The organism is Massilia sp. ST3, assembly GCF_018119405.1.
Lineage (GTDB): Bacteria > Pseudomonadota > Gammaproteobacteria > Burkholderiales > Burkholderiaceae_D > Telluria.
In genome coordinates, this window is sequence record NZ_JAGPWC010000016.1 from 15044 (window position 1) to 36601 (window position 21558).

The 21558-nt window shown below is 67.7% G+C and carries 12 protein-coding genes, 1 tRNA gene and 1 pseudogene; 3 read left to right on the forward strand and 11 right to left on the reverse strand.

Annotated elements, in window-relative coordinates; all coding sequences use genetic code 11:
* Window positions 1–46 precede the first annotated feature (46 nt).
* The 3 genes from KBW98_RS07515 to KBW98_RS07525 all read left to right on the forward strand — a co-directional run bounded on the left by KBW98_RS07515 (window position 47) and on the right by KBW98_RS07525 (window position 1674).
* A complete protein-coding gene (locus KBW98_RS07515) occupies window positions 47–532 on the forward strand; it encodes an acyl-CoA thioesterase (protein ID WP_211519504.1) in 486 nt (161 codons plus the stop codon).
* A 59-nt stretch (window positions 533–591) separates the two neighbouring features.
* Window positions 592–667: transfer RNA gene (locus KBW98_RS07520), tRNA-Phe, on the forward strand.
* 179 nt (window positions 668–846) lie between these two features.
* Window positions 847–1674 (forward strand): type 1 glutamine amidotransferase domain-containing protein, encoded by an 828-nt coding sequence (locus KBW98_RS07525; protein WP_211519505.1) that lies wholly within the window; start codon window positions 847–849, stop codon window positions 1672–1674.
* A gap of 4 nt (window positions 1675–1678) precedes the next feature.
* Here the strand turns inward: KBW98_RS07525 and KBW98_RS07530 are convergent, their stop codons facing one another.
* From KBW98_RS07530 to KBW98_RS07575, 11 genes and pseudogenes are all read right to left on the reverse strand, one after another.
* Window positions 1679–3616, reverse strand: coding sequence for a TIM-barrel domain-containing protein (locus tag KBW98_RS07530; protein ID WP_211519506.1), 1938 nt, complete (start codon window positions 3614–3616; stop codon window positions 1679–1681).
* Between the two features lie 46 nt (window positions 3617–3662).
* Window positions 3663–4136 (reverse strand): annotated as a pseudogene (locus KBW98_RS23910) (DUF4968 domain-containing protein); the annotation flags it as partial.
* A complete protein-coding gene (locus tag KBW98_RS07535; RefSeq protein WP_211519507.1) occupies window positions 4136–5431 on the reverse strand; it encodes a sugar MFS transporter in 1296 nt (431 codons plus the stop codon). The pseudogene KBW98_RS23910 and the gene KBW98_RS07535, both read right to left, overlap by 1 nt.
* Before the next feature lie 33 nt (window positions 5432–5464).
* Complete coding sequence (locus KBW98_RS07540; protein WP_211519508.1) at window positions 5465–7891, reverse strand: GH92 family glycosyl hydrolase; 2427 nt, start codon at window positions 7889–7891, stop codon at window positions 5465–5467.
* Window positions 7891–8814 carry a carbohydrate kinase gene (locus KBW98_RS07545; RefSeq protein WP_211519509.1) on the reverse strand — a complete coding sequence of 308 codons (924 nt, stop codon included), beginning with the start codon at window positions 8812–8814 and terminating at the stop codon, window positions 7891–7893. Before KBW98_RS07545 ends, KBW98_RS07540 begins: the two co-directional genes overlap by 1 nt.
* Complete coding sequence (locus tag KBW98_RS07550; protein ID WP_211519510.1) at window positions 8807–10024, reverse strand: AGE family epimerase/isomerase; 1218 nt, start codon at window positions 10022–10024, stop codon at window positions 8807–8809. The genes KBW98_RS07545 and KBW98_RS07550 overlap by 8 nt, the downstream gene beginning before the upstream one ends.
* Window positions 10025–10054: 30 nt before the next feature.
* Complete coding sequence (locus KBW98_RS07555; RefSeq protein ID WP_211519511.1) at window positions 10055–11041, reverse strand: LacI family DNA-binding transcriptional regulator; 987 nt, start codon at window positions 11039–11041, stop codon at window positions 10055–10057.
* Window positions 11042–11229: 188 nt separating this feature from the next.
* Entirely contained in the window at window positions 11230–13938 is a 2709-nt protein-coding gene (locus tag KBW98_RS07560) for a glycoside hydrolase family 2 protein (protein ID WP_211519512.1), read from the reverse strand.
* The gene (locus KBW98_RS07565) at window positions 13905–15422 is read right to left on the reverse strand and encodes a tryptophan halogenase family protein (RefSeq protein ID WP_211519513.1); all 1518 of its coding nucleotides are present in this window, start codon (window positions 15420–15422) and stop codon (window positions 13905–13907) included. The genes KBW98_RS07560 and KBW98_RS07565 overlap by 34 nt, the downstream gene beginning before the upstream one ends.
* A gap of 227 nt (window positions 15423–15649) precedes the next feature.
* The gene (locus KBW98_RS07570; protein ID WP_211519514.1) at window positions 15650–18781 is read right to left on the reverse strand and encodes a TonB-dependent receptor; all 3132 of its coding nucleotides are present in this window, start codon (window positions 18779–18781) and stop codon (window positions 15650–15652) included.
* Between the two features lie 393 nt (window positions 18782–19174).
* On the reverse strand, window positions 19175–21448 hold the full coding sequence (locus KBW98_RS07575) for a diguanylate cyclase domain-containing protein (RefSeq protein WP_211519515.1): 2274 nt from the start codon (window positions 21446–21448) through the stop codon (window positions 19175–19177).
* Window positions 21449–21558: the final 110 nt, after the last annotated feature.

The window sequence follows — 21558 nt, forward strand, 5'->3', positions numbered from 1 at the left end:
ATCCTGATCGGGCAGCATTCCTCTCCATCCTTCGACGAGCCAGACCATGAACCTCCCCGCCCACCAGCTCAGCATGACGGTGCTGATGACGCCCGATACCGCGAACTTCTCCGGCAACGTCCACGGCGGCACCATCCTGAAGCTGCTCGACCAGGTCGCCTACGCCTGCGCCAGCCGCTACGCCGGCAGCTATGTGGTGACGATGAGCGTCGACCAGGTGACCTTCCGCCAGCCGATCCACGTGGGCGAGCTGGTGACCTTCCTGGCGGCCGTCAACTACACCGGCCGCAGCTCGATGGAAATCGGGATCAAGGTGATCGCGGAAGACATCCGCAGCAAGGTGGTGCGCCACGTGAACAGCTGCTTCTTCACGATGGTAGCGGTAGACGACGAGCGCAAGCCGGCCCTCGTCCCGCCGCTCGAACCCGGCACGCCGGAGGAGCTGCGCCGCTTCGAAGAGGCGAAAGGCCGGCGCGAATCGCGCCTGGCGCTGGAGCGCCAGCACGCCGAGCGCGCCGCCGCCCGCGCCTGAGTGTTGCAACTGCGCCAATTGTTTATCGGACGCAAACGCTGCTATAATGGCGTTCTCTTGGCCTGGTAGCTCAGTTGGTAGAGCAGAGGATTGAAAATCCTTGTGTCGGTGGTTCGATTCCGCCCCGGGCCACCAAGAATCAATAAAACGCCACCTTCGGGTGGCGTTTTTGTTTTCGGCCTTTGCTTTTACCTGGCAATTCATTACCCTGTGTAACAAGTGAAGTGTAGCCCAAGGGATTTTTCACGCATTCCATCCGCACTACGATGCTGTTCACCGGCTCCACGGGGAGCCCATCACACACGGGAGGAATCATGAAAAAGACCATCATCGCCGGCCTGCTCGCAGCCGCCGCCAATTTTGCCAACGCCGGCACCGTCCTGGTCGTCGTCTCCGACCAGGACAAGCTCGACCTCAAGGACGGCAAAGTGATGCAGACCGGCTTCTTCATCAACGAATTGATGGAGCCGGTCCAGGCCTTCATCGCGGCCGGCCACACGGTCGTGTTCGCCACGCCGAGCGGCAAGGCGCCGTCCGCGGACCAGAAATCGGATGACGTCAACTTCTGGGGTGGCAACGAGAAGGCGCGCCAGGAGAGCAAGGCCTTGCTGGCGACCTTGAAACTGACCTCGAAGACCGGTTCGCCGGTCATCAGCCTGGCCCAGGTCAAGCGCATCGGCTACGAAAAATTCCACGCGGTCTTCGTCCCGGGCGGCCATATCCCGATGCAGGATCTGCTGAAGGACAAGGGCCTGGGCGAACTGCTGGCGGACTTCCACTCCATGAACAAGCCCACCGGCCTCACCTGCCACGGCACCATCGCCCTGCTGTCGGCGATTCCGGATGCCCGCGGCTACGTGGCCGCGCTGGAAGCGGGCAAGCATGCCGCTCCCTCGAACTGGATCTACAAGGGCTACAAGATGACCGCGTTCACCAACGAGGAAGAGGCACAGTCCAAGGCCTTCCTGGGCGGCGGCCAAATGAAGCTGTTCCCGCAGGATGGCCTGGTCGCGGCCGGCGCTTCCTTCGCCGAAGCCAAGCCCTGGAGCGAGAACGTCGTGGAAGACCGCGAACTGATCACCGGCCAGAACCCGCAATCGGCCAAGGGTGTCGCCGCCGCGATGCTCAAGCGCCTGTTCTGAGACGCTAGGGGACGAGCACCACCTCTTTCAGGTTCTCATCGGCCAGTACGATGCGCAGGCGCCGCGTCGCGGGGTCGAAGCGCGCATCGTGTACGGTCCGGCCGCCGATGCGCACGGCGGCAGGGGCAGCCGCCAGGCCGATGAACTCGATGGCGCCCAGGCGCTGGTAGCCGCGCCTGGGCGGGATATCCAGCCGCAGGCTGTGCCCATCCTGCGTCGCGGTGATGGTGCGCGCTTTCCCTTCGCGGTAGGCGTAGCCATCGCCGGCATCCTGGAACACCCGGCTGCTGCCGGTGCCGCCGGCCGCGACCAGCAGGGTCAGCGGCTGATCCTTCATCTCGCCGGAATGCTGCACCGGCGCCGCCACCATGGGCAGGCTGGCGCCGGCGCGGACAAACAGCGGCAGGCGCGCCAGCGGCGCCGCGACCATCGCGCTCGTGCCTCCTTCATGGCGAATACCGGTCGACCAGTCGATCCACGCACTCCCCTTCGGGAAAACCACCTCGCGGCTGGTCCGGCCCTCGTGCACGACCGGCGCCACCAGCAGGTCGCCGCCCACCAGGTACTGGTCGTCGATCAGGCTGGCGCGCGTATCGCCGGGATAGTCGAACCAGAGGGGACGCATCGGCGGCAGCCCGGTGCGCTCGCTGGCTTCGAACAGCGTGTACAGGTAAGGCAGCAGCTGGTAGCGCAAGGCGATGGTGTCGCGGTTGATCGCTTCGTAGGCGGGGCCGAAGGCCCAAGGCTCGCGCGGCGCGGAGACGTCATTGGAATGGGTGCGGAAGTAAGGCGTCAGCGCCGCCGCCTGCAGCCAGCGCGTGTGGAGTTCCGCGCTCGGGCTGCCCATGAAGCCGCCGACGTCGGCGCCCACGAAAGGCACGCCCGACACCGACAGGTTGGTCAGCATCGGGATGGTCAGTGCCAGGTGGCTCCAGGTCGGCGAGTTGTCGCCGGTCCAGACGGCGGCATAGCGCTGCACCCCGGCGAAACCCGCGCGCGTCAGCACCATCGGGCGCTTTTCCGGACGCAGGCTGCGCAGCCCCTCGAAGCTGGCGCGCGCCATCTGCATGCCGTAGACGTTGTGGTACTCCTCATGCGTGCCCGGCCTGCCGTCGCCGGCGTGGCGCGCGTCGAGCGGGAAGGTGCGCTGCGGTCCCAGGCCGATCTCGGGCTGGCTGAAACCGTCGGGCGGGAATACGCCGGGTTCGTTCATGTCGTTCCAGAAGCCGTCGACGCCCAGCTCGAGCGGCGCCTGGTACAGGCTGCCGAACCAGGCGCGCGCGCCTGGCGACGTGAAATCCGGGAAGGCGCACACGCCGGGCCAGACCTTCTCGTGCAACTCTGCGCCGTCGGCCTTGCGCACGTAATGGCCGCCGGCGCGTCCGCTGCGGTAGATCGGGAACCCCTCGTCGCGCTTGATGCCCGGGTCGACGATGGTCACGGCGCGGAAGCCCTGGCCGTGCAACTGGTCCAGCATCTTCTTCGGATCGGGGAAGGTCCCGGCATTCCAGGTGAAGACGCGGAACCCGTCCATGTGGTCGATGTCGAGGTAGAGCGCGTCTGCCGGAATCCGCCGCTTGCGGAACTCCTGAGCGACGTCCAGCACCTGCTCCTGGCTCATGTAGGACCAGCGCGACTGGTGGTAGCCCAGCGCCCACAAGGGCGGCAAGGCGCCGCGCCCGGTCAGCGCCGTGTAGTCCTGCAGGACCCTGGCCGGACTGCGTTCGGCCCCGCCCGTGAACACGTAGTAATCCAGCTCACCGCCGCTGGCGCCGAAGCTGTAGCGGCGCGGGACGGTCTTGCCCATGTCGAACCAGCTGCGCCAGGTGTTGTTGAAGAACAGGCCATAGCTCCTGCCCTCGTGCAGGGCGATGAAGAAGGGGATCGCCTGGTAGGAGGGATCGTGGCCGGCCGGATAGTCGGGCACGTCGGCGTTCCACATCACCATCGACTGCTGGTGCCGCGACAGCGGAAAAGGTCTTTTCGCCGAAGCCGTAATACAACTCGTAGTCGTCGCGGCGCATCGAGGTTTCGATCGCGCCGTCCGCCGGGTTGAAGGCCATGGGGCGCGCCGGATCGTCGCCGACGACCAGCCGTCCGCTGCTGTCGAGCACCGAGATCGACAATTCAGGAACGCGGCGGACCAGCACGCGCACGCCGCTCGCGGAACGCAGTTCCGTCACGCCGTCCTTGTTCGTGACCTTCGCCCGGGCGCTGGGCGGCGCGCCGGCGATGGCGTAGGAGACGTCCGGCCCGAAGCTGCCCTCGGGGCGCATCCGCACCCGCACCGTGTCGGGCGTGGCGAAGCCAAGGCGCACCCGCGCGCCGCTGGACAGGCGCAGCTCCAGTCCGTCGCCCGACGGCCGGCTGTCCACGACCGCGCCGACGCTGCGCAGGGCCGCGGCGGCCGGCAGCGCCAGCAGTAGCGCGGCGCAGGCGGCGGCGCGGACCGCGCATCCCATCAGGCCTGCTCGCCCTGCTGGTACAGGCCCGCGTACTTCAGGCCGAAGTACAGGATGAAGGCATAGCAGGCCGCCGGCGCCACGAAGGACCACTGCAGGCCGACGGTGTCCGCCAGCAGGCCCTGGGCGAAGGGCACCACCGCGCCGCCGACAATGGCCATGCACAGGATGCCGGAGGCCTGGCCGGTGAACCTGCCCAGCCGGTACAGGGCCATGCTGAAGATGGTCGGGAACATGACCGAATTGAACAGGCCCACCGCGATGATCGCCCACATGGCGGCCTGGCCCTGGCCGAAGACCGCGACCATGATCAGCGCGATCGCCGCGGCGGCGTTGGAGGCGAGCGCCTTGCCGGGGCTGACATAGCGCATGACGGCGAAACCGACGAAGCGGCCGATCATGGCGCCGCCCCAGTAATAGCTGACGTAGTGCGCGGCGTCGGAATGGCTCAGCGCGGCGATCTGCGGCTCGCCGAAGAAGTTGATCAGGAAGCTGCCGATGCTGACCTCGGCGCCCACGTACAGGAAGATGCCGATGGTCCCCATCACCAGGTGCGGGTGGGCCAGGGCCGACTCCTTGGCGGCGCCGGCCTGCGCCGTCGCGTCGTCGGTGTGCTCGATCTTGGGAAGGCGGGCGAAGGCGAACAGCAGCGCCAGCACCAGCAGCGCCGCGGCCAGGGCCAGGTAGGGCCCCTGCACGCTGGCCGCCTGGGCGGCGCGGTAGGCGGCCTGCTCGGCGGCCGGCAGCTTGGCCAGTTCGGCCACACCCAGCACGCTGCCCGACAGGATCAGGACGCCGCCCAGGGCCGGCGCGATGGTGGTGCCCAGCGAATTGAAGGCCTGGGTCAGGTTCAGGCGGCTCGAGGCGTTGCGCGGGTCGCCCAGCACCGTCACGTACGGATTGGCCGCCACCTGCAGCACCGTGATGCCGGCGGCCAGCACGAAGAAGCCGAACAGGAACAGCGCATAACCGCTGGTCGAGGCCGGGTAGAACAGCGCGCAGCCGGCGGCCGCGATCACCAGGCCGGCGACGGCGCCGTTCTGGTAGCCGATCTTCCTGATGAGCATGCCCGCGGGCAGCGACACCAGGAAGTAGGCGCCGAAGAAGCAGAACTGCACCAGCATCGCCTGCACGTAGGTGAGCGTGTAGAGCTCCTTCAGGTGCGGGATCAGCACGTCGTTCAGCGCCGTCAGCAGCCCCCACATGAAGAACAGGATGGTGACGATGACCAGCGGGCCGGTGTTCCCGTTCGCTTGTGTTTGCTGCAGCCGCACCGGCTGCGAAATGTGTTCCATGCGAGTCTCCTGGTTATTTTTCTGTCTAGCTGTTTAGTGCGCCAGCCCGGCGGGCGCCTTCGGCAGGTCGGCGGCGCGCGTGCCCCAGCCTGCGGTGTCGGGCTTCGGCGCCAGCCTGTAGCTCAGCGTGCCGGCGGCCTGCAACTGCTCCCAGTCGAGCCAGACGCGCGACACCGGGCGTCCCGCGTAGCTCACCGACTGGACGAAGCGGCGTTCGCCCGGCCTCGCCTCGGGCGCCTCGATGCGCAGCACGCGGCCCGGCGCCAGGTCGATCTCGGCGCGGGCGAAGCGCGGCGCGTGCAGCAGGAAGCGGCCGCTGCCCGGGGTGTCCGGATACAGCCCCAGGGCGCTGAACAGGTACCAGGCCGACATCGTGCCCAGGTCGTCGTTGCCGGTGACGCCGCCCGGGCCGTTGCCGAACAGGGTTTCCGCCGCGCGCAGCACGGTAGTGGTCTTCCATGGCTGGCCCATCAGGGTGTACATCCAGGGCGCGTGCAGGTCCGGCTCGTTGTTCGGGTTGTAGCGGAACTGGCTGTAGTAGCTGTAGGGTCCCACCACCCAGGACTTGCGCACCGCCGCCGGGTCGGCGAGCACCGCCTCGTAGTCGAAGAACTGGTCGAGGCGGCGCAGGGCTTGCTCGGTGCCGCCCATGGCCGCCGCCAGGCCGGGGACGTCCTGCGGCGCCAGCCACTGGTACTGCCAGGCCGTGCCTTCATGGAAGCCGTGGTCGCCGCGCGGGTCGAAGCCGCTGCCGACGTCGGCGAACCAGCTGCCGTCCAGCAGGCGCGGCCGCGGGAAGCCGCGCTGGCCGGTCGGCCCATCGAGCACGCTCGGATCCCAGACCTTCTTCCAGTTGAGGGCGCGCTGCGCCAGCAGCTGCGCGTCCTTGCCGTGGCCGAGGGCCTTGGCCATCTGCGCCAGCGCGCTGTCGGCCAGCGCATATTCCATGGTCGCCGAGGCGCCGTGGTGGGGGTCGGTGTCCATGCCCTTCGAGATGAAGCCGCGGTCGTACTGCACGAAGCCCTGGCGCAGGTAGCTCGGGTTGCCGGAACGGCCCTGCGGGCGGATGCCGAAGGCCGGCACCCCGAAGGCGTTCTCGCGCAGCGCGGCATAGGCGTCGCGCTCGCGGCCTTTGAGGGCGCCGAAGCGCCACAGGTCGACCAGGAAAGGCGTGACCGGGTCGCCGGTCATGATGTTGGTCTCGAAGTTGGCGTAGCCCCAGCGCGGCAGCCAGCCGCTCTGCTCGCGGATCTTCAGCACCGAGTTGGCAATGTCGCGCGCACGCTGCGGGCGCAGCAGGGCCAGCAGCTGGTTCTGGGCGCGGTAGGTGTCCCACAGCGAGAAGAACTCGTAATAGGTCCAGTCCTTGGCGCTGTGGACCACGTCGTCGTAGCCGCGATAGCGGCCGTCGGCGTCGTTGCCGGTCAGGGGCTGCAGCAGCGCGTGGTAGAGCGCGGTGTAGAACACCGTGCGGTCGTCCTGGCTGCCGCCTTCGATGCGTACGCTGCCCAGCTCGCGCTGCCAGCCGGCCTGCGCCTTGGCCCGCATCGCCTCGAAGCCGAGCGGCTTGCCGCCGGCCATGCCTTCGGCCTTCAGGTTGACGCGGGCGCCTTCCGCGTCGACGTGGGAGATCGCGCTGACCGCGGTGACCGCTGCGCCGTCCTTCAGGTCGAAGCTCAGCCAGACGCCGTGCGGCTTGCTGTCGCCCTGCTGGCTGGGGCCGTCCACGTCCGGCCAGCCGCCGCGGTCGTCCCAGATGCCGCGCGCGGCGAAGGGCCGGTCGAACTCCATGCGGAACCAGGTGGTGTACTTGGCGCCGCCGCAGAAGCTCCTGGTGACGATCCTGCCCTCGACGGCGCGGTCGCCCACGACCTTCACTTCGCTGCCGACCACGGAGTGGCGTTCGTTGGCCTGGCCCAGGTTGAGCAGGACGTGGCCGGTCCCCGTACCCGGGGCAAAGGTATAGCGCTCGGCCGCCGCGCGGGTCAGCGCGGTCGCCTCGGCCGTGATGCCGCCGTAGCTGGTCAGCTTGACCTTGTAGTAGCCGGCCTGGCCGGTCTCGCCCTCATGGGTGTACTCGGCGGCGTATTTCTTGTGGTCGAAGCTGCCCGGCTTCTTGGTATCGAAATCGCCGCCGGGGCCGATGCGCCCAGTGACCGGCAGTACCGAGAGCTGGCCGCCCTGCTCCCAGCAGCCGGCGCCCGACAGGAAGGAATGGCCGAAGCCGCGGATCTTCTTGTCGCTGTAGCGGTAACCGGCGTAATGATCGGTGATCGGGCCGACCTGGATCATGCCGAAGGGGGCCGAGGCGCCGGGGAAGGTATTGCCCTCGTCCTGGGTGCCGATGAAGGTGTTCACCGGCATGCTGTTGTCCGCCGCGGCGGCCTGCAGGGCCACGGGCAGCAGGAGGGCCGCCGACAGCAGCGCCCCAAGGTGGAAACGATAGGGAATACGGCTCATCACGATGCCTCTCCTTCGAGCTGTTCGAACAACTGCTGCATGGCCGGCGGCTGCGGCGGGGTGGCGCCTGCCTGCTGGCAGGCGGCGGAACCTGCGGCCAGTGCGGCATGCAGGTGAGAGCGCAGCGGACGGCCGGGATGGCGCGCGAGGCTGTGCAGCAGTCCGGCCACGCTGGCGTCGCCGGCGCCGACCGTGTCCACCACGCTCACTTGCGGGGCGCGCGCGTCGGCGCGCTGGGCGCCGTGGAACAGGGTCGCACCCTGGCCGCCGCGCGTCAGCAGGCAGCAGGCGGCAGGGTTGAAGGCGCGCAGGCGCTGCAAGGCCGCATCCACTTCCATGCCGGGGAACAGGCCGCGCAGGTCGTCGTCCGAGACCTTGATCACGTCCGCCAGGCCGGCCATGCGCTCCAGGGTCGGGGTATAAGCCGCGTTCATCAGGTTGCGGTAGTTCGGGTCGTAGCTGATGGCCACGCCCTGGGCCTTCAGCTGGGTCGCCAGCGCGACCAGGGTCGCCGCCAGCGGTTCGCGCGCCAGGCTGATGCCGCCGAAGTGGGCCCAGCGCAGCGCGCCCGACCAGCCTTGCGGCAGCGTGGTCGGATCGAAATGCAGGTCGGCGCTGTTTTCGCCGATGAAGAAGTAGCTGGGCGGTTCGCTCTTTTCGACGATCGCCAGCAGGGGCGGACGTTCGACGCGCTGCAGCAGGCGCAGGTCCAGGCCCACGGCTTCGCTGGCCGCCCACAGGGCGTCGCCGAAACGGTCGCGGCTGATGGCGCCCGCGAAGGCGGTCGGTTCGCCCAGCGCCGCCAGCGCGCGCGCCACGTTCCAGGTCGAACCGCCGACGCGGCTTACCCAGCGTTCCTCGCCCTGGTCGATCATGTCGGTCAGCGCCTCGCCGGCGCATAGCATCAGTGGAGCATCATGCATGGCCGCCCTCCTCGAGTACTTTCACGATGTCGTAGCAGGCGCCCATGGTGTGGTAGTCGACCTTGCCGGCCGGGCTTTTCTCGTCGCTGAGCTTGCGGTTCTCGCGGTCCAGGATGCGGAACCAGGCGCCGTGCTCATGGTCGACGAAATGGGTCCAGCTATAGGCCCACAGGCGCTCGTACCAGTCCCAGTACTCAGGCTTGCCGGTGCGCTGGGCCAGCATGGCCGCCGCCGCCGCGCTCTCGGCCTGCACCCAGAAGTACTTGTGGAAGTCGCAGATCGCCAGGTCCGGGGCCAGCGAGTAGCACAGGCCGCCGTATTCCTGGTCCCAGCCCTTCTCCACCGCCACGGTGAACAGCTTCTCGGCGGTCGGCAGCAGCCAGCCCAGGTCCTGGTCCAGGATCCCCTGGCCGCGCGCCTCCAGCTGCACCAGCAGCTTGGCCCACTCGGTGAAGTGGCCGGGCTGGTAGCCCCAGGGGCGGAACAGGTTTTCCGGGTCGTCGATGTTGAAGCGCCAGTCGGGCTGCCATTGGGTGTCGTAGTGTTCCCAGACCAGGCCGCCGCAGCGCCCGGCCTGGCGCCGGGTGATGTTGTCGGCGATGACGTAGGCGCGCTCCAGGTAGCGGCGCTCGCCCGTGGCCTGCCAGGCCGCCTGCAGCGCTTCGCAGGCGTGCATGTTGGCGTTCTGGCCGCGGTAGGCGGAGAGCACGCTCCAGTCCTGGCTCGCTTCGTCGGCATACAAGCCGTCCGCGGCGCTCCAGAAGCGCTGCTCCATCAGGTCGAAGGTCTCGGCGATCCAGGGACGCGCCTCGTCCAGCCCCGCCATCGCGGCGTGCGCATAGGCCAGCAGCACGAAGGCCTGGCCATAGGCGTGCTGGGTGCCGTCCTCCACCTTGCCGCCGTCCAGCATCCAGGCGTAGCCATTGCCGCCTGGATCGCGGTGCGCCTCGCGCACGAAGCGCAGCGCGTGGCGCAGGCCGTCCAGGTAGGCCGGGTCCTGGAAGTGGCGGTAGGCCATGGCGTAGGTGAACACGAAGCGCGTGCTGCTCACCAGGTGCCGGTGCCCGGCGTCGTAGACCGTGCCGTCGTCCTTGAAATAGTGATAGAGGCCGCCGGCGGGATCGATCGCGCGCGGGTGGTAGAAGCGCATGGTGTGGCGCGCGTGGTCGAGCAGCACGGCCGCGCTGCGGAAGTTCGGTAGCTTGTTCATGGTGGACAGGGGTGGCAGGGGTGGGGTGCGCTAGTCGTCGCAACTGCTTTCGCGCACGATCATCTCGACTGGCAGGGTTATGTGGGAGGGGTTGTCTTCCGGTTTCTGGAGCAGCAGTTCGACGCCGGCCCGGCCCAGCGCTTCCTTGTCCACGCGGACGGTGCTCAGGGGTGGAATCGCGGCGGCCGCGGCCGCGATGTCGTCGAAGCCGACGATGGCGATGTCGTAGGGGACCTTCAGGCCTTCGTTCAGGCAGAATTTCATGGCGGCCAGCGCCGTGCTGTCGTTGTAGCAAAACACGGCGTCGGCCCGCTTCGGCAGGCTGAGCAGGCTGCGCATGGCTTCGGCCACGCCCTCGTCGCCTTCGCCCATCGAGGGCACGATGACTTCCAGGTCCGGGTCGGCATGGACCTTGGCGTCGAACAGGGCCTGGCGGAAGCCCCGGTTGCGCTGCTGGATACTGTAGTGGGCCAGGGAGCCGGACAGCATGGCGACGCGCTTGCGGCCGCAGCGCAGCAGGTGCTGGGTGGCCAGGTAGCCGCCGCGCAGGTTGTCCGGGTTGACCGAGGTGAAGCCGCGCCGGTGCATGTCGACCAGCACCATGGGCTTGCCGACCTGCTGCAGGGCGGCCAGCACTTCCGGCTCGAAGAAGCCGGCGCACAGGATGGCGTCCGGCTGGTGCAGGCGGATCTGGCCCAGCACCGGCTCGGCGGGGCCGACCGCGATGAAGGACAGGGCGATGCCCTCGCGCCGGCAGGCTTCCTCGGCGCCGTGCAGCACCGGCGAATAGAAGGGGCTGGAAGCCAGGGTGTTGTGCTGGCTGTGCAGCAGGAAGGCGATGCGGCGGATGCGGCCTTTCTTCAGCTGGCCAAAGTCGTAGCCCAGCCGCACGGCGGCGTCGCGCACTTTCTCGCGCGTGGCCTCGGTCATGCCGGCCTGGTTCTTCAGCGCGCGCGACACGGTGCCGATCGACATGCCGGTGGTCTCGGCGATGTCGCGCAGGGTGACCTGGCTCATGGCGCCACCCTTGGCCGTTGCAAGTAGATCAAGTCCACGAATTGCCTCCCATGTCTGTTTTATTAAACGCTTGCTACCGCGTTTGCCGGCGTCGCTGGAATGACTCTCAAGCGCGCCTTTTCATAGGTAATTTTTATATCAGCCGCGCTCAAGCAGCGTCAACCAAAGACCTCGCAATCGGGCGTGGTTTAGCGGGTTTTAGTAAACGCCGCTGCGGTTTCGGCGCGTCCTGTAATGACGTTTTTCAGCGCTCGCAGCCGAAGCGCACGGCGCAGTTCGGACAGGCTGGCCGGGGAGGAAACGCGCAAGGAGACGCGCTCGCCGGGCAACAAGGTCAGTGCGTTGTCGGACAGTTCGGCATCGATGTCGCCGAAGTCCACCCACACGGCGCGCGCAAGTTTCGCCGCGCGCAGTTCGAAGGCATAGCCGCCGCCTGCGCGGCTCAGCCGCGCCTCCAGGGCGGGTGCGGGCCAGGCGATGTCCTTCGCGGCCCTGAAATACACCAGCTTGCGCGACAGCGGCTCGCGTTTCGTCCGCAGCTCGAACACCGCCACCGTGGAAGCCGGATCGGCCTTGCCCAGCAAATCGGCGTCGGAATACGAGGAAGCCTGGGCCGCCGACAAGGGCGCCAGCGCGACCGGCTTGCGCTCGTCGCGCAGCACCCTGCCGTCCAGGCCCATGACCCGCAGGCGCAGCTCGCCCTGCACGGCGCGGGTGCGGTCGTTGACCAGGCTGACCGTGGTCTTGCCCGCGGCGTCGCGCAGCGCGGCCACCGCGACCGGCGCATAGAAGCGGCGCGCATGGAAATGCAGGGCCTTCCAGCGCCCGAACCAGTCGATGCTGGACCAGGACGCGCCCGGCCAGACGTCGTTGAGCTGCCAGTACAGCGATCCCATCGTGAACGGCCGGCTGGCACGGTGGTGCAGCGCGGCCAGCTCGATGCCCTCGGCCTGCATCGCCTGGCTCAGGTAGATGAAATCGGCAAAGTCCGCGGGTTCGCCGAATTCCTTCTTCACATACTTCATCAGGCGCTCGTTGCCCTTGCCGGCCATGAACTTCTGGTGCGCCTCGATCACCGGGGTGGCGACACCCTGCTCGCCGCGCGCGGCGAAGGCGTCGACCGTGCGCTGCACCGGCCAGGCCTGCAGGCCGTATTCCGACATGAAGCGCGGCGTGATTTCCAGGTACTTGCTGACCGGGTGGGCCGGATTGCCCCAGACTTCCCAGTAATGCATGTCGCCGCTGGCCGGCGTATTGGCCACCTCGGCCAGGTCGTCTCCGGGCGAGCTGGCCCAGTAGGCGATGCCGCCGCCCTCTTCCGCGACCACCTGGCGCAGGTCGGCGCCGAACAGCTGGACAAACCCCTGCCACACCTGGTCGGCGAAGGCGGCGTCGGCCGCCTTCATGGTTTTCCCATGTCCCCAGTACTTCCAGGCGATTTCCTCTTCATTGTTGCCGCACCAGAGAACCAGGCTGGGATGGTTGCGCAGGCGCCGCACCTGGTCGCGCGCCTCCAGGACGACATTGGCGCGGAATTCCGCGTCATAGGCCGGCTGCATGCCGCCGCCGAACATGAAATCCTGCCACACCATCAAGCCCAATTCGTCGGCCAGGTCGAAGAAGTCCTCGCTTTCGTAATAGCCGCCGCCCCAGCTGCGCAGCATGTTCATGTTGGCGTCGGCCGCCGATTGCAGCACGCGCCGCAGCTGGGCCTTGCTCACCCGCGGCTGGAACATGTCGAAAGGGATGCTGTTGGCGCCCTTGGCGAACACGGGAATGCCGTTGACGGCGAAATAAAAGCTCCGGCCTTTTGCATCGGGGTCGCGGCGCAGTTCGACCTTGCGCAGGCCGGTGCGCGCAACCGTGCTGGCCAGGATGCGTTCACCCTCCCCCACCTCGAGTTCGTAGCGATACAGGGGCTGGGCGCCGTAGCCATTCGGGAACCAGCGCTGCGGGCGGTCGACCCGCACGGGCAGCGCGACCCGGTTGGCCCCAGGCCGCAGCAGGGCGCGCTGCTGCGCCGCCAGGGTCCGTTTGCCGTCCGGCGCCGTCTGCCACAGGCGCAAAGTGAATTCGCCGGCGCGCACGGCGTCCAGCGAAGCGATCGCGGCCAGGTCGGCGCGCGCCGCATCCACCCGGTCCTGGCGCAGCTGCAGGTCGTCGACGCGCAGCGCGTCCCAGCTCTGCAGCACGACACGCTTCCAGATGCCGGTGGTGACGTAGCGCGGCCCCCAGTCCCAGCCGTAGTGGTAGCCGGGCTTGCGCGCGAAGTTGCCGGTCATCGCCTCCTTCGGCTCGTCGCCGTAAGGAGACGGATAATTCCCGGCCAGCTTGTGCGGCATCGCCTGCACCCGCGGCAGCAGCTTGGCGATGGGCGAGCGGAGCACGATGCGCAATTCATTGCCCCGCGCGCGCAGCCTGCCCTCCACCTTTACACGCCAAGTGCGGAAGGCATTGTCGGACTCCAGCAGCTTCTCGCCGTTCAGCCAGACCTCGGCGAAGGTATCGAGGCCTTCGAACACCAGGTCGCTGCGCGCGCTGTCCAGGGCGGCGCGCGGCGCGTCGAAGCGGGTACGGTATTCCCAGTCGGCCAGGCCGATCCACTGCAGGCCGGCTTCCGGCGCACCGACGTAGGGATCGGGCACCAGCTTGTTGGCGAACAGGTCGGTGTGCACGGTGCCCGGCACCGTCGCGGGCAGCCAGGGCGCCGCCTCGGGATGGGCGGCGGCCTGCGCGTTCTCGGGCAGCAGGCGGAAGCTCCAGCCCTGGTCGATGACGAAACCGTCCGGCGCCGCCGCCATGGCGACTCGCGTCGCCAGCGCGAGGCACAGGCCAAGGACTACCCGAAACAGGCGGCGCGGGCTCATGGCGCCGCCTTCCAGTAGCGCTGGATCCATTCCCCGTGGGTCGGCATTGCCCCGACGGCATGCGCCAGCATGGCGCGCACGCCTTCGACGTGGTCGGCCAGCCGGCCTTCCGGCATCTCGTCCACGATCGGGTGGTAAGCCTGCGGCACGATGCGCTGGCCCAGCATGACCTGGACCCAGCTTGGCAGCGCGAAGAAATCCTCGCCGTTGCGGAAATAGCGCCCGTCGCAGCGGAACAGGTCGATGGTCTCGCGCAGGCTGTCCGGGATGGCCATGGTGCGGCAGGCATCCCAGAAGGGCGTGTCGTCGCGCTCGGTCGCGTGGTAGTGCAGGATCAGGAAGTCGCGGATGCGCTCGTATTCGAAGACCGATTCGCGGTTGTAGCGCTCGGTGAGCAAGGGGTTGAAGTCGCGCGTGGGGAAAAGGCTCAGCAGGCGGGTGATGCCCGACTGGGCCAGGTAAATGCTGGTCGATTCGAGCGGCTCCAGGAAGCCGCTGGCCAGTCCCAGGGCCACCACGTTCTTGTTCCAGAATTGTTTGCGCATGCCGGTGGTGAAGGCCAGCCTGCGCGGCTCGGCCAGCGCCTTGCCGTCCAGGTTCGCCAGCAGCGTCGCGGCGGCCTCGTCGTCGCTGATGTGGCGGCTCGCGTACACATAGCCGTTGCCGACCCGGTGCTGCAGCGGAATGCGCCACTGCCAGCCGGCTGCGCGCGCGGTGGCGCGCGTGTAGGGGATGATCGGATCGGTGCTTTCGCTCGGCACGGCCAGCGCGCGGTCGCAGGGCAGCCAGTGCGACCAGTCGACGTAGCCGGTCTTGAGGGTCTGCTCGATCAGAAGGCCGCGGAAGCCCGAGCAATCGATGAACAGCTCGCCGTCGACGACCTGGCCACTGTCCAGGGTCACCGACTCGACGAAGCCGTCGTGCGCGCGCTGCTGCACGCCCACGACCTTGCCCTCGATGCGCTGCACGCCGCGGCCTTCTGCCAGTTCGCGCAGGAAGCGCGCGTACAGGGTGGCGTCGAAGTGGTAGGCGTAGGCGATGTCGGCCAGGGGCGAACCCGGCGGGGCGTTCCTGTCGCCGGGCGCGAACCTGCCCTGGGGCGCCATCACGGTCTGGGGCGAATAGTCGCCGATCGGTCCGGCGCGTCCGGCCAGGTGGAGCTTGAGCCAAAACTGGTGGAAGGGCAGCGGCCCCAGCGAACGGCCGATGGCGCCGAAGCCGTGCAGGTAGCTGTCGCCGATCCGGCCCCAATCATTGAACTGAATCCCGAGCTTGACCGTGCCCTGGGTGCGTTTGACGAACTCGGCCTCATCGATGCCGAGCCACTGCCCATTGAATATCCTGATATGGGGGACGCTGGCCTCGCCGACGCCGACGATGCCGATCTCCTCGGATTCGACCAGGCGGATCGCCGCCCCCTTGCCCAGGTAGGTGGCCAGGGCCGCCGCGGCCATCCAGCCCGCGCTGCCCCCGCCCACGATGGTGATGTGCTTGATCCGGTTGTGCATGTCCATGGCGGCATCCAAAAAAGACGGCTCTGCCGCGATGGCAAAGCCGTTGAAGCCCCCTCCCCGGCCGGGCGGCGCAGGAAGGGCACATCGGAAAACCTGCTGCGCGTTGCATTTGCGATCTGCGATGCTCATCGTACGCCTGTACGATTGCGCTTCTCGACCGCAACTGCTGCCGCTCGCGACGGTTTTTCGACGTGCCCGGAAGGGCTGAGGGGTGGAGGACGGCGGGATCAGAACTTGTAGTTCAGGCCCGCATACACGACGCGCCCGGCGTAGCCGTTGGAGTAGAAGCGCTGTTTGGTGTCGTTGCCCAGGTGCGCGCGGGTCTCCTCCTCGGTCAGGTTCAGCACCGAAGCGGTCAGGCTGAGCTGCTTGGTGAAGTTGTAGGCCAGGTTCACGTCGATCTGGTTGTACGGTTCCTCGTACACGTTCAGGCCGTTGACCAGGCTATTCACCACTTCGCCGCGGCGGTTGTACGAAGCGCGCACCATCAGCTGCTCGGTGGCGTAGAACACCGTCAGGTTGGTCTGGTTGCGCGCACTGCCCACCAGCGGCGACTTGCCGATCTCGGTGCCGTCTTCCAGGGTGATGGCGGCCTGGTTGGTCTTGTTGTACGTGTAGTTGACCTGGAAACCGAAGCCGGAATCGAAGGTGTGCTGCGCGTACAGCTCGACGCCTTCCGAGACCGCGTCGCGCCCGCCCGCACTGGTCGAATAGTTCTGCACCGTGACGTTCTGGCCGCCGACGTCCATCGTCACGTCCATCACCACCGGCACCGCGAAGTTGCTGACGTTCTTGCGGAACAGGCCGGCCCCGAGCACCGAGCCGCGGTCGAAGTACCATTCCAGGCCCAGGTCGTACTGGGTGGCCTTGTAGGGCTCCAGGTTCTTGTTGCTGCCCGAGCCGAACCAGCCCTGCTGGTCGCCGCCGCCGATCAGGCGGCGGTCGTTGACGTATTCCTGGCTGTAGTAGTTCAGGCCGCCCGGGAAGGCGATGTCACCATAGCTCGGACGCGCCACCACCTTGGATGCCGCGGCGCGGAACAGCAGCTCGTCGGTCAGCTCATAGGCCAGGTTAAAGCTCGGCAGCACGTCGTTGTAGGTGCGGTCGAGCGAGCTGACCACGAAGGACGAGACGCGCGCGGTGCTGTCCGGCAGCCTGGTGAAGCCGCTGGTGCAGCCGGAACCGGCCGGTGCGCCGACGGCCGGCAAGCCGCCCGCCTGGCAAGGCGCGGGACGGCCGTCCGCGCCGTTGAAGAAGTAGTCGTTGTAGCTTTCGACCTGGTCGGTCGAATCCGCATGCTGCCTGGTGCGCACGTAGCGCAGGCCGAGGTTGCCGCGCAGGCGGTCGGTCTTGAAGTTGGCCTGCAGGTAGGCGGCCGAGATCTTCTCGTCGACGTGGTAGATGAAGTTGTCTTCGTTACGGGTCTGCATCGGGCCGTAGGTCGCGTTCAGGTGCGCGATGTAGGCCGGGTAGTCGATGGCCGGGAAGGCGCTGGCCTGGATGCCGCCGGTGAGGTTGTCCAGCGAGCCCGGATACAGGAACTGCGGCTGGAAGCGGTTGGCGGTCGGATCGCAGCCGGCCTGGTAGCGGTTGTCGTAGTCGCCCGGATCGGTGTTCTGGCACACCCAGTAGTTGTTGCCCGTGCTGCGGCTGGTGCCGCCGTCGCGGTACTTGGTGCCGAACTGCAGCGAATCGAGCAAGCCGCCGTCGCGATGCCAGGTGAAGTCGGCCTGGGCGTACTTCTGCTGGGTGCTGTTCCTGGTCCACGAGGACGAGGTCGAGCCGAGGTCGATCTCGCCGATGCCGTTGCGCAGGTTGGCCATCAGCTCCGGCGCGAAGCTCATGGTCGGCGTGCCGTTCGTGCTCCAGGCGCTGGCCGTGTTGCCCAGGGCCCAGCTGCCGTCGGCGTTCTGGCGGCGCGGCTTGATCGGCATGCCGAACTGCAGTTCCGGACCGCCGCTGGCCCAGGTGCGGCCGGCCTTGAAGCTGGCGTCGATCGCTTCGCCCTTCCATTCGGCGGCGAAATCAAAGACCTGGGAGCGCGCCTTTTCGCGGTTGTAGCTGCCCGTGATCTGCGGGGTCGGGATGGTGCAGTCGTCCGGACCGAAGCCGCCGGTATTGGTGAGTCCGCCCGCTGCCGCCGCCTCGCCGCTGCAGTAATAGGTCTTGCCGGGGTGGATGCTGTAGTTCGCGCCGGTGACGATGGTGCCGCTGGGGTCGAAGCTCAAGCCGTCGAGCAGGCGGCCGCCCGGCCAGTTGCCGTCGCCGGCGAAGCGGGCGATATTCCACTCCGGGATCTTGAGGGTGTTCGTCTGCGAATTCTGCGACAGGTCGAAGCGGAAGTAGTTGGCCGTCAGGTTCAGGTTGCGCACCGGCTTGAACTGCAGGGTCAGCTGGCCGCCCTTGCGCTCGCGCTCCTCGTTCTTGACGTTGAAGTTGACCGAGGTCGGCATCATGAAGTTGGTGTAGTACTTGCCGTTCTGGTCGTAGAAGCCCGACTGTCCCCACCAGTAGGAGGTGAGGTCCGAGGGCTTGCCGTTGACGTCGGTCGCGGGATGGGCGTCGTAGTCGTCGCCATACCATTGCCAGTTCTCGGTGCTGGCGCCCATGGTGCGCGTGGTGCGCTTCTGCTTGGTGAAGCCGACCAGCACCCCGAAGCGCTTGCTTTCGTCGTGCCAGGCGTACTGGCCCGAGAACTGGCCGTCGGCCTTCTTGGTCGTGTCGGCCCAGGTGCCTTCGGCGTTGACGAAGCCGCTGTTGGACTCGACGTCCAGCGGACGGCGGGTGTGCAGGATCACGGTGCCGCCGATGCCGCCTTCGTCGAGGCGCGCTTCCGGCGTCTTGAACAGTTCGGCGCTGGACAGCATGTTGGACGGCATCAGCATGTAGTTGAACGAACGCGAAGGATCGCCGTTCGATTCGGCCGTGGCGACATAGTTGCCGTTCAGCTGGGTCAGGGTCAGTTCCGAGGACAGGCCGCGGACGCTGACATTCTTGCCTTCGCCGCCGCTGCGGGTAACGACCACGCCCGGCACGCGCTGCAGCGCGTCGGCCACGTTCTTGTCGGGGAACTTGCCCACGTCTTCGGCCGTGATCACCTCGACGATCGCATTGGCGTCGCGCTTCTGGTCGAGGCTTTTCTCGATCGAATAGCGGTAGCCGGTGACCAGCACCGTCGCCGGCTGCGCGGCCTGGCCGTCGGCCTGGGCCTGGGCCGGATTGGCGGCCTCCGTGTCGGCCGGCGCGGTTTGCGCATGGGCGTTGGCGAGGGTCAGCAGGGCCAGCGCGACCGCCGTGGCGATCGGGGTCGCGCTTGGGCGCACGGCCGGTCGCGATGCAAGAACGTTCCTGAACATCATGGTTGAGATCTCCTTGTCGTGCCCTATGGGTGGGCTTCTTTGTTCTATGTGACGCTACTGAGGCATTCCGCGAAAGCGGCCGGCCGATCGGAAGGCGGATGGACTCCACGGCCGCCGCTATAAGCTGCATTTAGCGAACATTTACTAAACACCGCTGCCGGTGCTCCAGCGCCATGGGGTATTGCACTTCGCCCTTTGGGAGTTATACAAATATGAAGATGCGAACTCAACAAACTTCGGAAAATCGGGCGCAGTTTAGCCGTGTTTTCCTAAACAGGAATCGGGTCGGATGCGTGGCGGCGGGACGGCCCGCGAGGGCCGCATTGAGACGTTAGCGCTATCGCGCCAACAGGGTATGCGCAAGGCATGCGGGCGGCATGCCGGAGACCCGTTTCAGGAGCTGGCATGCTGCGCCTGGCCGGCCATGCGGAAGCAGTCGCGTCCCGCCCGCTTGGCTTCGTACATGGCCTGGTCGGCCGCCTTCACCAGGCTGTCCGGCGCCATGCCCGCCTCGAAGGCGGCGACGCCGATGCTGGTGCTGACCCGCAGCGCCACGCCGCCGGCATGGAAGACCGGGACCATCGCCTCGACGATCTTGCGCGCAATCACGGCGCCGTCGCCCGGCTGCTGCAAGCCTTCCGCGACCAGCACGAATTCGTCGCCGCCCAGGCGGGCGATGAAGTCGCCGTCGCGCAGCACCTGGCGCATGCGCTGGGCGAACAGGCGGATCACCTCGTCGCCCGTGTCGTGGCCGTGGGTGTCGTTGATGTGCTTGAAGCGGTCGATGTCGAAGTACATCAGGGCCAGGCCCGACCCGCGCTGGGCGCGCTTGACGGCTTCACCCAAGTGGTGCTGGAAGTAGCCACGGTTCGGCAGTCCGGTCAACACATCGTGGTTGGCGCGCCGGAACAGCTCCTGCTCCATGTACTTGCGCGCGGTGATGTCCTCGGTAACGGCGAGCACGCCGACCGCCCTGCCCTCTTCGTCGCGCAGCGGAATCTTGCTGGTCTCGATCCAGCACTCGCTCCCGTCCTTGCGCAGGTCGGTGGCCTGCATGCGCATGCGCGCCTGGCCGGAACGCATCACGTCCAGGTCGACCTGGCGGTAATGCGCCGCCATATCCTTCCAGGCTGCGAAGTCCTCGTCCTTCTTGCCGACCAGCTGGCCGACATGATCGAGGCCCATCTCGACCAGCAGCGAGCGGTTACCGCCCTGGAAGACGCTGTCGCCGTTTTTCCAGAACACGCTCTGCGGGATGTTGTCGATGATGAGCTGCAGCATCTGCCGCGATGCGTGCAAGGCCTGCTCGGCCTGCTTGCGGTCGGTGATGTTCTCGGCAAAGCCCAGCACGTGGGTCACCTCGTCGCCGGCGCTCATCGGCACCAGCACGGTCGACACGTCCGAACAGCGTCCGCCCGCCCCGACGATCCTGCTGGTATAGGCGACCGTCTTCCCCGCCAGCACCTCCTTGAAGTGGCGCGCCAGCACGCCGCGGTCCTGTTCCGCGGCGAAGGCGTCGGCCGGGGCACCGATCAGGGTGTCGCGGCCGACACCGAGTTCCCTGGCCATCTGCTGGTTAACGTGGATGAAGCGCTGCTCCAGGTCGATCGCATAGACCGCGAACGGGTGATGCTCGAAGAAGCCGGCAAAGCGCTGGCTGAAGTCGCGCATCGCGCGCTGGCGCGACAGGCGGCGCGGCCAGGCCGCCGCGCCGTAGCCGGCGATCAGGGACAGCAGCAGGCCGAAGGCCAGCACCGTGGCCCCGGCCTGGGCGGCCTTCGACGCCAACGCGGCCTTCTTGGCGTAGAAGTGCACCACCCAGGTCCGGTTGGCGAAGGCGATTTCGGCGCGGTGCACCAGCAGGTGGGCGGCGTCGCCCTCCAGTGCATGGGATATGCCGTCGGCGTCGAACAGCAGGTGGGAGGCGTCCAGGCTGTTGTCGAACACTTCGATATCGAACAGGCGCGCCAGGCGTCCGTTGTCGAAGCCGAGGAACAGCCGGTCGATGTACAGGGCCGAGAAGATGAAGCCCGCCAGTTCGCCGCGGCCGCCCGGCGAAGCCGGAGCGGAACCACGGGCCGCCATCTTGCGCACCGGCGAGAACACCAGCACGACCGGGCGCTTCGCGGCATGGCGGATCGCGGGATGGGCGCCGGTCGCCACCGGCTCGTCGAGCCGTGCGGCGTCGCGCATCGCGGCCCAGCGTTCGGGAATCGACGAGAAATCGATCCCCCGCAGCCGCACCGCGCGCGTCGGGTCGGTGCCGTGCGCGCCGTAGAACAGTGGATAGTAGGCGTCCGCGCCCGGACGCTTGTCGAGGATGCGGTAGCCGGGAAAGACGTCGCCGGCCCTGGTCTCGAACTGGGCGGCCTGGGACGCCGGCACCCTGGGCAGGTAGCCGAAGGAGCTCGCGCCTTCCAGGCGCTCGAACACCCGCGTGACCCCGATGTAGTTGTCGAATTCATCTGCTTCGATGCTGCCCGAGGCGCTGAAGAAGGCGCCGAGCGCACGGTCCGCGCCCACGTACAGGTCGAGCCGGTTACGCAGCAGGAAGGCGTAGTTCTCGGCGGTTTCCTCCAGCTGGGCGATCTGCTGCGCTTCGCTGTGACGCACGCCGGCGAAATAGCCATAGACGGAGATCGCCAGGCCCGTCATGAAGACGGCCATGGGAAGTCCGATGCGGCGAACCGCAGCATGGAGCGTGCTTGCGAGCGACAACATGGTGGTTTCCTGCGTCCGGCGCCGGCAGCCGCCCGGGCCGGGCGATGCTGCGGAAT